Source organism: Bradyrhizobium sp. MI1.7 (genome assembly GCF_055811795.1).
Map to the genome: position 1 here is coordinate 44,264 of NZ_JBVVPO010000037.1, position 12,208 is coordinate 56,471.

General features: G+C 59.5%; 13 protein-coding genes. 8 read left to right on the forward strand and 5 right to left on the reverse strand.

Annotated elements, in window-relative coordinates:
- Positions 1-223 precede the first annotated feature (223 nt).
- From AC0L3X_RS28520 to AC0L3X_RS28540, 5 genes are all read left to right on the forward strand, one after another.
- On the forward strand, positions 224-790 hold the full coding sequence (locus tag AC0L3X_RS28520; RefSeq protein ID WP_439033972.1) for a hypothetical protein: 567 nt from the start codon (positions 224-226) through the stop codon (positions 788-790).
- 87 nt (positions 791-877) lie between these two features.
- Positions 878-1,993 carry an electron transfer flavoprotein subunit alpha/FixB family protein gene (locus AC0L3X_RS28525; protein ID WP_425364267.1) on the forward strand — a complete coding sequence of 372 codons (1,116 nt, stop codon included), beginning with the start codon at positions 878-880 and terminating at the stop codon, positions 1,991-1,993.
- Positions 1,994-2,003: 10 nt separating this feature from the next.
- Positions 2,004-3,311, forward strand: a complete 1,308-nt coding sequence (locus AC0L3X_RS28530; protein ID WP_439033973.1) for an FAD-binding protein — start codon at positions 2,004-2,006, stop codon at positions 3,309-3,311.
- Positions 3,312-3,352: 41 nt separating this feature from the next.
- Positions 3,353-3,649 carry a ferredoxin family protein gene (locus AC0L3X_RS28535; RefSeq protein ID WP_085383486.1) on the forward strand — a complete coding sequence of 99 codons (297 nt, stop codon included), beginning with the start codon at positions 3,353-3,355 and terminating at the stop codon, positions 3,647-3,649.
- A 655-nt stretch (positions 3,650-4,304) separates the two neighbouring features.
- Complete coding sequence (locus AC0L3X_RS28540) at positions 4,305-4,700, forward strand: hypothetical protein (RefSeq protein ID WP_439033974.1); 396 nt, start codon at positions 4,305-4,307, stop codon at positions 4,698-4,700.
- 213 nt (positions 4,701-4,913) lie between these two features.
- On the opposite strand, the gene AC0L3X_RS28545 is transcribed toward AC0L3X_RS28540, so the two are convergent.
- The 3 genes from AC0L3X_RS28545 to AC0L3X_RS28555 form a co-directional block, all read right to left on the reverse strand.
- Complete coding sequence (locus AC0L3X_RS28545; protein ID WP_444593166.1) at positions 4,914-5,120, reverse strand: hypothetical protein; 207 nt, start codon at positions 5,118-5,120, stop codon at positions 4,914-4,916.
- 536 nt (positions 5,121-5,656) lie between these two features.
- Positions 5,657-5,911: an RMD1 family protein gene (locus tag AC0L3X_RS28550; protein WP_439035704.1), complete on the reverse strand. Its 255-nt coding sequence runs from the start codon at positions 5,909-5,911 to the stop codon at positions 5,657-5,659.
- Positions 5,817-6,359: an RMD1 family protein gene (locus tag AC0L3X_RS28555; RefSeq protein ID WP_439033976.1), complete on the reverse strand. Its 543-nt coding sequence runs from the start codon at positions 6,357-6,359 to the stop codon at positions 5,817-5,819. The genes AC0L3X_RS28550 and AC0L3X_RS28555 overlap by 95 nt, the downstream gene beginning before the upstream one ends.
- Before the next feature lie 859 nt (positions 6,360-7,218).
- On the opposite strand from AC0L3X_RS28555, the gene AC0L3X_RS28560 reads away from it, so the two are divergent.
- From AC0L3X_RS28560 to AC0L3X_RS28570, 3 genes are all read left to right on the forward strand, one after another.
- Positions 7,219-7,962, forward strand: coding sequence for an energy-coupling factor ABC transporter permease (locus AC0L3X_RS28560; RefSeq protein WP_439033977.1), 744 nt, complete (start codon positions 7,219-7,221; stop codon positions 7,960-7,962).
- Between the two features lie 71 nt (positions 7,963-8,033).
- The gene (locus AC0L3X_RS28565; protein WP_439033978.1) at positions 8,034-8,429 is read left to right on the forward strand and encodes an SAM-dependent methyltransferase; all 396 of its coding nucleotides are present in this window, start codon (positions 8,034-8,036) and stop codon (positions 8,427-8,429) included.
- Complete coding sequence (locus tag AC0L3X_RS28570; RefSeq protein WP_439033979.1) at positions 8,417-8,938, forward strand: thermonuclease family protein; 522 nt, start codon at positions 8,417-8,419, stop codon at positions 8,936-8,938. Before AC0L3X_RS28565 ends, AC0L3X_RS28570 begins: the two co-directional genes overlap by 13 nt.
- Before the next feature lie 1,774 nt (positions 8,939-10,712).
- Here the strand turns inward: AC0L3X_RS28570 and sugE are convergent.
- The gene (sugE, locus tag AC0L3X_RS28575) at positions 10,713-11,027 is read right to left on the reverse strand and encodes a quaternary ammonium compound efflux SMR transporter SugE (protein ID WP_439033980.1); all 315 of its coding nucleotides are present in this window, start codon (positions 11,025-11,027) and stop codon (positions 10,713-10,715) included.
- A 121-nt stretch (positions 11,028-11,148) separates the two neighbouring features.
- On the reverse strand, positions 11,149-11,991 hold the full coding sequence (locus AC0L3X_RS28580; protein WP_439033981.1) for a radical SAM/SPASM domain-containing protein: 843 nt from the start codon (positions 11,989-11,991) through the stop codon (positions 11,149-11,151).
- Positions 11,992-12,208: the final 217 nt, after the last annotated feature.

Genomic DNA, 12,208 nt, shown 5'->3' on the forward strand with positions numbered 1-12,208 from the left:
TCGGTCAGCACGGTTATCGAATGTTCCGATCTTCGCGAGAGGCTGCCAATCCGATTTCCTTCAGTAAGAGTCTGTATTGGCGGTCAATTTTCATCACCTGCGCAATTGGTACGACAATTGCTGACATATGCTCAGCTAGTCTGGAGAAGCGCATGCACCTCTTGGTCCGTATCGATTTCGTTGGTGACGCCGCGCAGCTTCGCGCGCGCTGCCTGTCGGCACCATGATGCGTGGCGACGCCAAAACGATGGTCGCATATTTCGGCCTGGCTGAGCTGAAAGCTGCGCTTGATCCGCGCCAAAGGTTCGTCGACGAAATCACCGCCGTTGGTCGATCCATGGCCGAGGTTTCGCCGGGGCAGGCCTTGCTCTCCAGCGCCGACCATGCGGCGCCGTTGACGGGCGGCTTGACCGCCGGTGCTCGTGCCTTCGCCAAGAGTTGCGGGCTTGTCGCTGCAATAGGCAAGATCTCGAGGGCATTCGGAGCGGGGGAGCGCGTTTTCACCGGCAGGCACGCGGCCGAGCCGAGGCTCTGGCAGATCCTCGATCTGTTCCGGCTCGCTTGCATCTCGAAGATGAGGGGGATCAATCGATCGGCTCGCGTGACCCGCGTGGTTGGGTGCCTTACCAGTGCCCGTTGCCAAATGGCGGCCCCAGAATGCCGAACCCGGAAAGAACCCGAAACGCGTGCTTTCGGGCTCGTCGACACATTGAGCAATGTCTGTCTCGGCCCCGCGCTGCTGCCAAGCGGTGCTGACAGAATGGCGGCGGGCACGCGGCCGAACTTTTAACTGAAGCTATCTTCAAGCGCGAATTCAAAGCTGGAGGCGGAGCACGCTCCGCTGGCGAGCCGCTACTGAACACGAATGGGAGTACAGATGATGAGCACCGCACCCAAAAGCGCAGCTCCGGCCGCGGGTGGTGGTCGCGCGGCGACCAAGAGGGAGCTGCCCGAACGATTTAAGGCGTATAGGCACGTCTGGGTCTTCATCGAGCAGGAACGCGGGGTTGTGCACCCCGTCTCCTGGGAGCTGATGGGTGCCGGCCGCCGGCTCGCCGACAAGCTCAACGTTGACCTCGCCGCGGTTGTCATCGGCCCGGTCGGGGAGACAACGCAGCAGGCGGTCGCCGAATCCTTCTGCTACGGCGCCGACCTCGCCTATATCGTCGCGGACAATCTCTTGGCCGATTATCGCAACGAGTCCTATACCAAGGCGCTCTCCGAGCTAGTCAACACTTACAAGCCGGAAATCCTACTCCTAGGGGCGACCACACTCGGCCGCGATCTCGCCGGCTCAGTGGCCACCACCCTGCTCACCGGCCTAACTGCCGACTGCACCGAGCTCGATGTGGACGCCGACGGCTCGCTTGCAGCGACCCGGCCGACGTTTGGCGGCTCACTGTTGTGCACGATCTACACACTCAACTATCGTCCACAGATGGCAACCGTCCGCCCGCGCGTGATGCCGATGCCCGAGCGCGTGACAGGCGCCGTCTGGCGCGTTATCTCGCATCCGCTCGGGCTTGTAGAAGAAGATATCGTCACAAAGGTCCTGTCATTCCTGCCGGACCGCGATTCTACAAAGTCGAACCTTGCCTATGCCGACGTGGTCGTCGCTGGAGGGCTCGGTCTGGGATCGCCTGAGAACTTCCAACTGGTACAGCAGCTCGCAGACGTGCTTGGTGCCGAATATGGCTGCTCGCGGCCGCTGGTCCAGAAGGGCTGGGTCACCTCGGACCGACAAATCGGCCAGACCGGGAAAACCATTCGGCCGAAGCTCTATATCGCGGCCGGTATTTCCGGGGCGATCCAGCATCGCGTCGGAGTGGAGGGGGGCGACCTCATCGTTGCCATCAACACCGACAAGAACGCCCCGATCTTCGACTTCGCCCATATTGGTATCGTCACCGACGCCATTCGACTGTTGCCGGCATTGACCTCTGCATTCCGCGCGCAGCTGTCGCCGCACTCGCACGACCGCATCGCCGGCTAGGGAGCTTGTTATGATCGAAGAAAGATTCGACGCGATCGTCGTCGGTGCTGGCATGGGCGGGAATGCGGCGGCGCTTACCATGGCCGAGCGTGGCCTGAAAGTGCTGCAGCTGGAGCGCGGCGAGTATTCGGGGTCGAAGAACGTGCAAGGCGCCATCCTTTATGCCGATATGCTGGAGAAGCTGATCCCTGATTTCCGAGAAGACGCACCACTTGAGCGGCACCTGGTCGAGCAACGCTTCTGGATCATGGACGAGCGTTCGCACACGGGGCTTCACTATCGCTCCGATGATTTCAACGAGGAGAAGCCGAACCGCTACACCATCATCCGCGCCCAATTCGATAAATGGTTCTCGCACAAGGTCCGCGAGGCCGGCGCTACGGTGCTGTGCGAGACCACGGTGATCGATCTCCTCCAGGATTCCCATGGGAAGGTCGTCGGGGTGCGCACAGACCGCGATGGGGGTGAAATCCATGCAGATGTCGTCGTGCTGGCCGAGGGGGTGAACGGAGTGCTCGGCACGCGTGCGGGCCTAAGAGGGCGGCCGAAACCGGATAAGGTCGCGCTCGCGGTCAAGGAGATGCATTTCCTGTCGCGCGAGACAATCGATGCTCGCTTCAATCTCAAAGGCGACGAGGGGCTCGCCATCGAAGCCGCCGGAACTATCTCCCGGGGCATGACCGGTATGGGCTTCATCTATTCCAACAAGGAATGCATCTCCCTCGGTATTGGCTGTCTTGTTGCCGACTTCCAGCGTACCGGCGAGACGCCTTACGGCCTGCTCGAGGGTTTCAAGCGTCACCCCTCCGTCGCGCCGCTGATCGAGGGTTCGGAAGTAAAGGAATACTCCGCGCACTTGATCCCCGAAGGTGGGTACAAGGCGATCCCGCAGCTTTGTGGTGAGGGCTGGGTCGTCGTCGGAGACGCCGCCCAGCTCAACAACGCCATCCATCGCGAGGGGTCCAATCTGGCGATGACATCGGGCCGTATCGCGGCGGAAGCGATTTGTCTCATCAAATCGCGAAAAGATCCGATGACGGCCAAAAACCTTTCACTTTACAAGAAAATGCTGAATGATTCCTTCGTGATCAAGGACCTGAAGAAGTACAAGGATATGCCGGCTCTGATGCATACCCACTCGCAGAACTTCTTTCTCACATATCCGCAGCTCTTCTCGAGGGCGATGCAGGATTACGTGCGCGTCGACGGCACATCAAAGCTCGAGAAAGAGAAGCTGATGCTGAACTCGTTCATCAAGGCGCGGTCGTGGAGTGGACTGTTCAGCGATGCCCTCCGCATTGCCCGGGCCTGGCGCTGATCGCGAAGCACAGACAACGACGAATGACGGAGCCAGAAACAATGCCGAGCGAGCCATCCCAACGTGTCGAGGACAAGCTATTCTACAACCGTTATCTTGTTGATTCCGGCCGCGCCCATATCAAGGTGCGGCCGCACACCACGCCATCGTCGCGGCTCTTATCGATGCTGAAGGCTTGCCCGGCACGGTGCTACGAGCTCAACGATAAAGGTCATGTTGAAGTTACAGTCGACGGGTGTATCGAGTGCGGCACCTGCAGGGTGATCTGCGAAGAAAGTGGTGATATCGAGTGGAGCTACCCGCGCGGCGGTTACGGTGTGCTATTCAAGTTTGGTTGAAAGTTCAGGGGAGGGCCTGACCTTGGTAGGATGCGGCGTAGCGCGGCGACGCCGTCAACGCCGCCGCCGGCTACAACTTGGCCGCCTCATGCGCTTGCTCAGGCTCTTGGCGCGTCTGTTCCTGACAGCACTCTCCCTCGGCCTTCTGACGAACTCAGAAATCAGCCTTCTTCACGGACGACTAGGCAGAGCCCGGTAAGCGCAATCTTGATGCCAACCGTCTATATTCGAACGCACTTCGCAATCTACTGCTCAGCTCGCGTTGAATGATGAGTTCGAGGCCCGGTCGACCGATCTCATCAAAGACGAGTGGCTCCGCAACCATACCGGACCCAATTCTTGAAAATGGACCTTAGCGTGCGGAATGCAACGCGAGGTCTCCCGACGAGTGGCTGCGATCCAAGTGGCTGTGCGAACACTGAGTTCGAGACGAGACATGGTGCCGAAAGCGGTGCCACGGACCTGAAGCGGCGCTTTCCAGTGCACCAGGCCAAGATCTAGTAGCCGCCAAGCACGAGCAGATCACGAAATTAGCGCAATCTGACTCCTTCGGGACCGCCGGTTCCGCGTTCGTCAGCCGGGCCGCCCGCATGCAGCACACAATTTTGCACTTTCATTCGACCGAATCGGCAGGATATATCGTCGGGCGGAGAGCATGACGATGGTTCGAGTACAAAAGAGCAAAGCAGCCACCAACGCGCGGCGAGCACAGGCGCGCCGTGAGAGTTCGGTCGACGACATCCAGGCCCGCATAGCCGAACTGAGAAGCTTGCCGCGTGAGAAGCTCGCGGATGCGGTGTTCATGCTCTCGATCAATGCAAGACGGCAGGGCGAGTTGAAACGACAAGCGATCGAGAAGCGCGCCGAGGTCGCGTTGGACTTTGATCCGCCGCCGAAAGCTGATTTGGCGACCTATCTTGCGAGTGATGTGGTCTCGACCTTACGCCACCACGTTGCTGACCTTCCTTGCTTGACGTCTTGGTTCAGCGAGCGCCTGACGTTCGTTTCGCCGTCCATCGGGAGGAGGCCGTTTCGCTGCTCGCCGCCATAGTTCGCGTACAGCGGCTCGAAGGGGTCCTTGAAGGCCTCCGGCTCGCCGGGCTGCTGAACGAACCAGCGAAGGACCGCCATGCCGGGATCCGTTCGGAAGCGGATTTGAGGGGAGCTGCCGGCGGCACGTGAGTGTCCAGAGCGCTTTAAGGGAAAGTCCCTGTAGATGGAACGTCCAATCGGAACGGGGGACATCAGGCGCTTGGTTGCGAGGTCAAAACCGCGTCGAAATTCGCTGCGCAGTCCTTTTCATCCGTTTAGCGTTTATCGTCGACGCGGAGCCGCTATTGCAGGCAGCCCGGTCGCAGTCCCCGGCCCCGTCAAGCTCGGCGACTTCCCTGTTGGTGAGGACGAGATCCGTACTTCTGAGGTTCATCTTCAGTTGCAGCACGCTCCTTGCGCTGGAAATGGTGCGGTTCATGGAACTCTTCACTAATTCCCAAGCAAGGGAAATCACGGCAGGAGAGGTCGACGACCGAGCCGCGGCGATGCACCCAGAGCGGCGAAGGCGGTCGCTCAACTCATCGAGGCGCTTTGGTTGAAATCGGCTGTCCTTGTTCCGGTAGTCGCTGGGTGCGCGCTGGTGGACGGCCGGAGAGGCCCGGCAAAGTATTCTGCGATCCAATAGAGAATAGCAGACAAGCTCAGTGGCGGTCCCCTGCATAGCGGGCAAAGAGTCGTCTTTCCTGGTCGAGATAAACGCTCCGCGCGTGTACGCCATCACCCCATATCCTTGCCCGATACCCAGGGAAATGCGCCGGAAGTCGCCTCGTTTATTTGCTGGGTTCGCGAGCCGCACCGGATTTACCTCGCGTGCACGAACACGGCGAAGACATGGCCGAAATCCGCGGCTGAGTGTGCGGCCGAACGGCGCGTCTCCCGCCAATGCCGGTCTGATCGGTTAGTCAGCCCGCTCAAAGCCCACGAAGGCGCCTCGCGTGCTGCGGTAGCCGCACTTCAGTGAGCTACTGTAATAATCTGAAAGCATCCGATCGCAACTTCCATCACGATCAGCACGACTATAACCCACTCCAGACGCAGCGAGCGCCGTGTGTCGATGATGTCCGTCAGTGCGTTGGCTGTTCCGGAGATGGCCGACAGCTTGCGCTCGAGCATCTCAAGACGCTCCTTCAGTTCGTACTCGTCTTTCAGACGCGAATAGAACCGCTCGAGCTCCGGCTTGTCCCAGAGTGCGTCGGGCTTTTCGGCAATGGCGACGCGGCCCGCGACGCGCTGCTGGACCAGGAGCGCATTGCCGATCAGTTGGAGACCTGCGGCCCCGCGGCGTCCGGCCGCGCTCGGCTAGTTCACGTGCAAAGGGTTCGATCACGTCGAACACCGCGGCGACACGGCGCTCATCTCGCTCCAGCGCCGTGCTCTTGGCCAGCGTATCGGCGATCAGAAGCAGCCGGTCGTCGGTAAACTCGCTGAGACAAATCCGACCGCCCGGCAGGATGACCTCCGCGTCCTGGTCGTTGCAGAGCTGCACCTGCGCGCTCTCCTCTTCATAGGAGCTGAGTTCATCGATGACGCGCGACCTCAATGTATCGATCAGAGCGGTTTCCTCCGAGGGCGACAACCCGATGAGCACCACAACACCATAGCGGAAGATCACGACAAGGCCCGCATGTGTACGGAAAGCGACCGGCGTCGAGGACACCAGCGTTCCGATTTCGAGAGCCGACGGGTTGATACGATCGCCCAGCAGCGCGAATGCGCAGCATTGAGGCGGCCGCCGTCTGTCCGGAGACGGCAGTCTTACCGGGCGTAAGTTGATCCATGTTCACTTTAGCATCCGGTTTGCCGCCACTGCGACGCGATAGGCGTTCCCCCGGGACGGTCAAACACGTCCAGAACTTCGTCGCAGATGGTGCAGCGGAATTTGCCGGGCGCGTCGCTGAGAGATGATGCTGCGATCCCGCAAATGCCGGCTCCACAGTTTGGACGGATCGTCGCTATTTCCATGTTCGTGCGTGCTTGGCCGCAAGATCAATCGGACGACCCAGCAAGCCCTTGGAGGCAATGAGAGGTTTTCCGATTCGACGAGCCCGCCAAACATTTGGCGGCGCTCGAGGCGCCGTCCTTGAACAAGGTCGAGCAAGATTGATGCCGAACCGGTGCCTTCGCGCCAGCGGCCAGAGGATTTCCGCTTCAATGGGCGAGCGAGAATGTTTGTTCGAAACGGCACAGGTTGAGCAAAGACAGCGGCGCCATGTGTGTTCAATTTCGCCCAGAGCATGTCAGCTACAGAACACGTGGAATGTCGCGCGCTGCGGAGCTTTTCAAAGCGAAATCAGAGCCTTAACCGCGGTGGCGGCGCTGGCATAGCTGTTGCTATCGACATGTCGAAGTCCGAGCGAAGGCTGAGTGCACCCCCAATTCGATTGGCGAGACAGGACGTTGACCGGTTGACCGAGGGTGGGGAAGGTGAAGTGCCGTTTCCAACCGTCAGCCAAAAGACGGCCCGGCAAATTCTTGAGCTAAGACCCCGAGTACAATGACAGGCAGGACTTGAGACCATGCATATCGAACCGGGAATAGGAACAGGCGCCAAGCTCGGCTTGAGCTACGCGACAGGCCTTGCGACGGGCGGCGTCGCCGCCAAGCTTGTGGTCGAAAATATGCGCGAGCGGGGCGCCCTGTCATTTGCTGTGCAAGCCATGGCCGCGACGGGGCTTGTGTTCACGTTCTTCGAGATTCTCCCGCACTTTGCGGTTGGGGTCTCCGAGGTGCACTTCGTCCTCGGCTCGACGCTGTTCCTGTTGTTCGGCGCGGCGCCGGCTGCCTTTGGTCTTGCGCTCGGCCTCTTGCTGCAAGGCGTCCTCTTTGTTCCGACCGACCTGCCGCAATATGGTATGAATGTCACGACGCTTCTATTGCCGCTGTTTGCGATCCAGGCGCTCGCCAAGCGGCTCATTCCATCCGACACCGCCTATCGCGATCTGCAGTACAGCAAGGCGCTTGCGCTCTCGACCGCGTATCAGTCCGGCATATTTGTCTGGGTCGCGTTTTGGGCCCTCTATGGCGCGGGCTTCGACGCCGCCAACCTCTATAATATCGCATGGTTCGCGGTTTCCTATGCAGTTGTGGCCTTGGTCCAACTGGTCGCTGATCTGGCTGTGCCGGCGCTCGCAAAGCAAATTGGGCGGCGCGATTGCGGGCGGATCTGTCGCCCATCGCCTGTAGAAGGCATGTTGCCGTTGATAACAACGATGGCCGTCGGGTCGCCCGTTTTGCTCAAGCGATGCATACGCTTTCCCTGATAGCGACCGGCTGCAGCGGTCCCTGGCGGCGCGCGCTCGCTGCTGTCCGTCACAGCGATGCGGCCGAGCTTATGCTCATTCCGCACAAGGCGACCGGGAAATCATATCTCGCCGACTTGCGGCCGGCCGTCTGCGCCGGCTTGCTCGCTAATCAGCGGACGCAAACCACGGAGTTCGACCTGCTGGTGCGCGATGCGGCCGAGGCGGATTGCCGCAACGACGTGGAGCAAAGGCCGGATGCGGTCAGCGCAGCAGCCTGGTCGCAGAGCATCGCGGGCGAGGTTGGACGGGGGCGTCTTGCGCTGCTGATAAAAGAGGATTCATCCGTCGAACGAGCTTACCTATGGAACATTAGCACCCTCCTAAGCACTGCTGCGATGGAGCGCCTCTCGGCGCTTGCCAATGCTCTGCTGCACTCGGCGGGAATGTTCGCAGTTCGACAAAGAAGATCGCCATGCATGGATTGATCGTGGTGTTGACCATGCTCGCACTGTGCACAATCGTGTTGGCCGGCGAGTTGACGGGGCCGGCAAAGGTCATCAGCACCGACACCCTTGAAATTCACGGGACACGCGTTCGGCTCTGGGGCATCGATGCGCCGGACAAGACTCAAATGTGCCGAGATATCAACGGCAATCTATATCAATGTGGCCTCAGGACCGCGAGCAATCTTGAAGGCTTCATTGAAGATCGCGAAGTCAGTTGCCTGTCAGTCCTGAAGGATGAGTGTGGACGGACGACGGCGACCTGTTCAGCTCATGGCACCGATCTCGGAGAATGGCTGGTCCGTAACGGTCTCGTGCTCGATTGGACGCGATATTCGGGGGGACGATACCACGCTGCGCAACGCGCGGCTGATAGTGCCGGACTGGGCTTATGGGCGGGCAGCTTTGCCGTACCTTGGTTATATCGAGCGTGCGTTCGGTTAGGGGGTGGGCCAGCCCGCTGTTCTGATGACGTGAATGCACATCCTTAACGGGTATTCCCCACACTAGAATGTGCGATAATCGGCTCCGCGTGAGTTGACAGTCACGAGGTCGCGGCTCCGCAGGAAACGACACCATCTGGGCCGTGGTTCTTGCAAACCTTGGACTCCCGGTCATGCCAGGGCGCCGCCTTTTGAGTTCGAGAGAGAGACGCATTCGCCTCGGAAGAAGACGGAGTTCTCCGGCCTAACAAGACAATGGCGTGGCACGGAAACAACATCAGATTCCGACGGGTAGAGGTTGAGCGGAAAGAAAGAAGCCCAGTGGGGTTCAAGGCACCACTGGGCAAGGTAGGCAACACCAATGTGGCTTGGGATGCAGCCTACCTCCACTCCACGACTCTAACTCTCAGGCTTTGACATTCCCAGAGCTGATTCCCAGAGGCCGCCAGATGCTGTCCCCCAAACTTTTATACGCGCACTCAAATCTGACGGACCGAGCAGGTGTGAGCGCTTGCTCAACACCGGCTCCGAGGGGGCCATCGAAACGATGGTAGTCGAATTGCGGCGTTTGCCGCGGGAAGCCAGATAGGTCCCTTCTCGGAAACTTTCGCTGCTGTTGGCGATATCAGCCGGGATTGCCTTTCCAAGCCACGGCTGCTGCGACGTAGTCCAGCGTTTGACCGTGCGGGCAACAGGCGTAACACAACACGTGCCGTTTCGGTGACAAAGACGTGTGAACCTGCGTTGGAGGCGCCGATCACAACAATGCCAGAGAAGGCAATACATCTGTTCATATGGCTAGAAAACAGCGTGGCCCGCTCACCACTGGCTCGATATCCGCCGAATGAGCAACATCGCATGTGGCGAGCGCAACTACAGCGGCGGCCCGAACAAGAACATCCGATCGCATATCATCTCCCGAGCAGGTCGTCCGTGCCTTCAATGAAGCTTGAGCCCCTGAGGTCGCCGCGTCGCTCCGACGCCCTCGTGGTGTGCAGACACTGTGTCGAGGGATGCGATGCAAGCTTCCGGCATTTTCAATCGCGATGTCGTCTACGCGACAAGAGCGGTCATTGTGCAAACAAGCCGCCGGTCTGAGGTCGAACACCAATCGCATGTCGCGCGCCGGCGCCTCAGGTCGATGATTTTTGTGAACGCTCCTGCGAAAGAGATTAGGTGCTCCAGCTTCTTTACAACCGAAACAATGAAGCCGTACCCGGTTCGAGGCTCGGAGCTGTCGCAAGCTCACCTGACTGATCCGATGTAAGAGTTGAACTGGTCGGCAGTCCGTGATCGTGCCGGCGCGGGATGGTCGCAAGCAGTGCGGAGCAAACGAACACGATCTGCCGATCACATCGCTCTGTGATGCATCTTCACCCCTGCTGCTCCGCAGACCAAGGATTGCCTGACTCCGGCATGCGACCTTTTTTGGCCGCCGCCCGTAGATCAGCCGGATAGCTGGGGATCCGTTGCTGTTCTATTCGCATGTGAGCTCGGCAGCGAATTGTTCGTGCCATTCTGGCCGGTGCTATCGTGCCAAACGCAATGGCGGTGGGGACGCTGATGGGCGGCTGCCGTATCGTCCGCACCATGGGCTTTCGCATTGCGACAACTGAGAGTCGCGGCCAGCAGGTCTCGGCCCAGAGGGCCTGCATCGGCATCTGGTTCATGGCTAGTTTCCTCGGCCACTCCAAGCCGCGCCCCACGGCGGTGCGCTGGAACGCGGCCAGCCCAATTGTCCATGCCTGGACAATCACGGTGCCGGCCTCGGCCATCGTTGCGGCGCTGACCTGGTGGGGGTCAATGCTATCGATGTATTTTGTCAGGACACGAGCTTCAGCCCAACAATGCCGGCGACGATCAGTCCGATGCTGGCAAGGCGAAACGCGGCGGCCGGCTCCCCGAACAGGATGATGCCGAGCGCTGCGGTGCCGACCGCACCAATGCCGGTCCAGACCGCATAGGCAGTTCCAATGGGCAGCGTCTTCAGAGCGAGGCCGAGCAGGATCACGCTACCGGCCATGGCCGCGAGCGTGAGCACCGACGGAACGAGCTTGGTAAAGCCCTCGGTGTATTTGAGGCCGATTGCCCAGGCGACCTCCAGCAGGCCGGCGACCAACAAAATGCTCCAGGACATGGCGATCCTCCGTTCGTGGCAGGGTCGTCCCCGCGGCTGATATGATGATGAGCTGTAAGGCCGCTCTCGCCAGAGCTCGCAATTCGCTTCGATCAGGCAGGGAGGCAACTTCTCTCAAAGATCAGCGTTCGGACGTTAATGGTTCGGCGAATTCACACGATCGACAAAGCAGAAAACCCTCTGCTCCGTTCATGCGATCGGCAATGTTGCAGAAAGTCGCCCCTTCGAAGAGATCCTTGTACCTGTCGCGGAGGAGGTTGCCCAAAACGTGTCGTCGCTCAAAATCCATGCAACAGAAAGTAACATCGCCGTTTGGGAGAAGAACATTACGATATTGCCGTTCGTCAGGACATGTCAGTGCTCCAAGGAATTGCTGTCGTGCTTCAACCATCTTAAGCTCGCCGCTGCCAGCCCTGCTGCGCGGCGGTCGCGAGCGAAGCAGCGCTTCGTCAGGAATTATGTCGACAAGTGCGGGATGCACCTCCCCCATGACTATGAAGAGCAATGATGAAATGTCGGCATCGACAAGTTGGCGCATCAAATCGACATAGTTACTCGTGACAAGACCACTGTCCATGTGCGTGCCGTCATCAAAAACGTGCACCAGGAAAACGCGGAACTGCAGCGCACGCAAGCGTCTTAGATCCCGCCCGTTCATTCCTACGAGGCTTGTGAAAATCCGGACTCCATGGCCACACGCGTAGGCATGCTCAACCATTTCGGTGCAAGCCGGATTGAGCCAAGGCTCCGAATACCCGGAAAAGCTGATGTCGATAGCAGCTGGCACGCGCGCCAGGCATCGCTTGAAATCTTGGAGAGAAAGATGCTTCACGTCGGATATCGTTCTTTGCCGTTCGGCAAACTTGTCCTGCTGGCAATAAGAACATCCGACGACACAGCCCGTTGTCGTAGTTACCTCCAGGATCCTGCCGCCGATGGTAGAGCGCAGCTCCTGTAGAGTCATTGATTGTATATTATCCACTTCCGCGCTCCGCGTTTGGAAGAAAGAGCTCTTGAGGGGGACCGTCGATCTGCATTCCTCATGCCGGTCCGCTGTTGCATCATTCTCGAATCGTCAATCAGCGCGACACGGCACGCTCGTAAGCGCGGCTGTGACAGATGAAGAGAGCGCCACGGCTCTTCCCCCTAGCGCGCCCAGTCCTGCAGTATAGGGCAGTTGC

What these genes read in the sequence shown, in the direction of transcription:
- AC0L3X_RS28540 (WP_439033974.1), top strand. Translation starts at nt 4,305, where the DNA reads ATGACGATGGTTCGAGTACAAAAGAGCAAAGCAGCCACCAACGCGCGG.
- AC0L3X_RS28525 (WP_425364267.1), top strand. Translation starts at nt 878, where the DNA reads ATGATGAGCACCGCACCCAAAAGCGCAGCTCCGGCCGCGGGTGGTGGT.
- AC0L3X_RS28520 (WP_439033972.1), top strand. Translation starts at nt 224, where the DNA reads ATGATGCGTGGCGACGCCAAAACGATGGTCGCATATTTCGGCCTGGCT.
- AC0L3X_RS28535 (WP_085383486.1), top strand. Translation starts at nt 3,353, where the DNA reads ATGCCGAGCGAGCCATCCCAACGTGTCGAGGACAAGCTATTCTACAAC.
- AC0L3X_RS28530 (WP_439033973.1), top strand. Translation starts at nt 2,004, where the DNA reads ATGATCGAAGAAAGATTCGACGCGATCGTCGTCGGTGCTGGCATGGGC.
- AC0L3X_RS28580 (WP_439033981.1), bottom strand. Translation starts at nt 11,991, where the DNA reads ATGACTCTACAGGAGCTGCGCTCTACCATCGGCGGCAGGATCCTGGAG.
- AC0L3X_RS28560 (WP_439033977.1), top strand. Translation starts at nt 7,219, where the DNA reads ATGCATATCGAACCGGGAATAGGAACAGGCGCCAAGCTCGGCTTGAGC.
- AC0L3X_RS28545 (WP_444593166.1), bottom strand. Translation starts at nt 5,120, where the DNA reads ATGAACCGCACCATTTCCAGCGCAAGGAGCGTGCTGCAACTGAAGATG.
- AC0L3X_RS28565 (WP_439033978.1), top strand. Translation starts at nt 8,034, where the DNA reads ATGCTCATTCCGCACAAGGCGACCGGGAAATCATATCTCGCCGACTTG.
- AC0L3X_RS28570 (WP_439033979.1), top strand. Translation starts at nt 8,417, where the DNA reads ATGCATGGATTGATCGTGGTGTTGACCATGCTCGCACTGTGCACAATC.
- sugE (WP_439033980.1), bottom strand. Translation starts at nt 11,027, where the DNA reads ATGTCCTGGAGCATTTTGTTGGTCGCCGGCCTGCTGGAGGTCGCCTGG.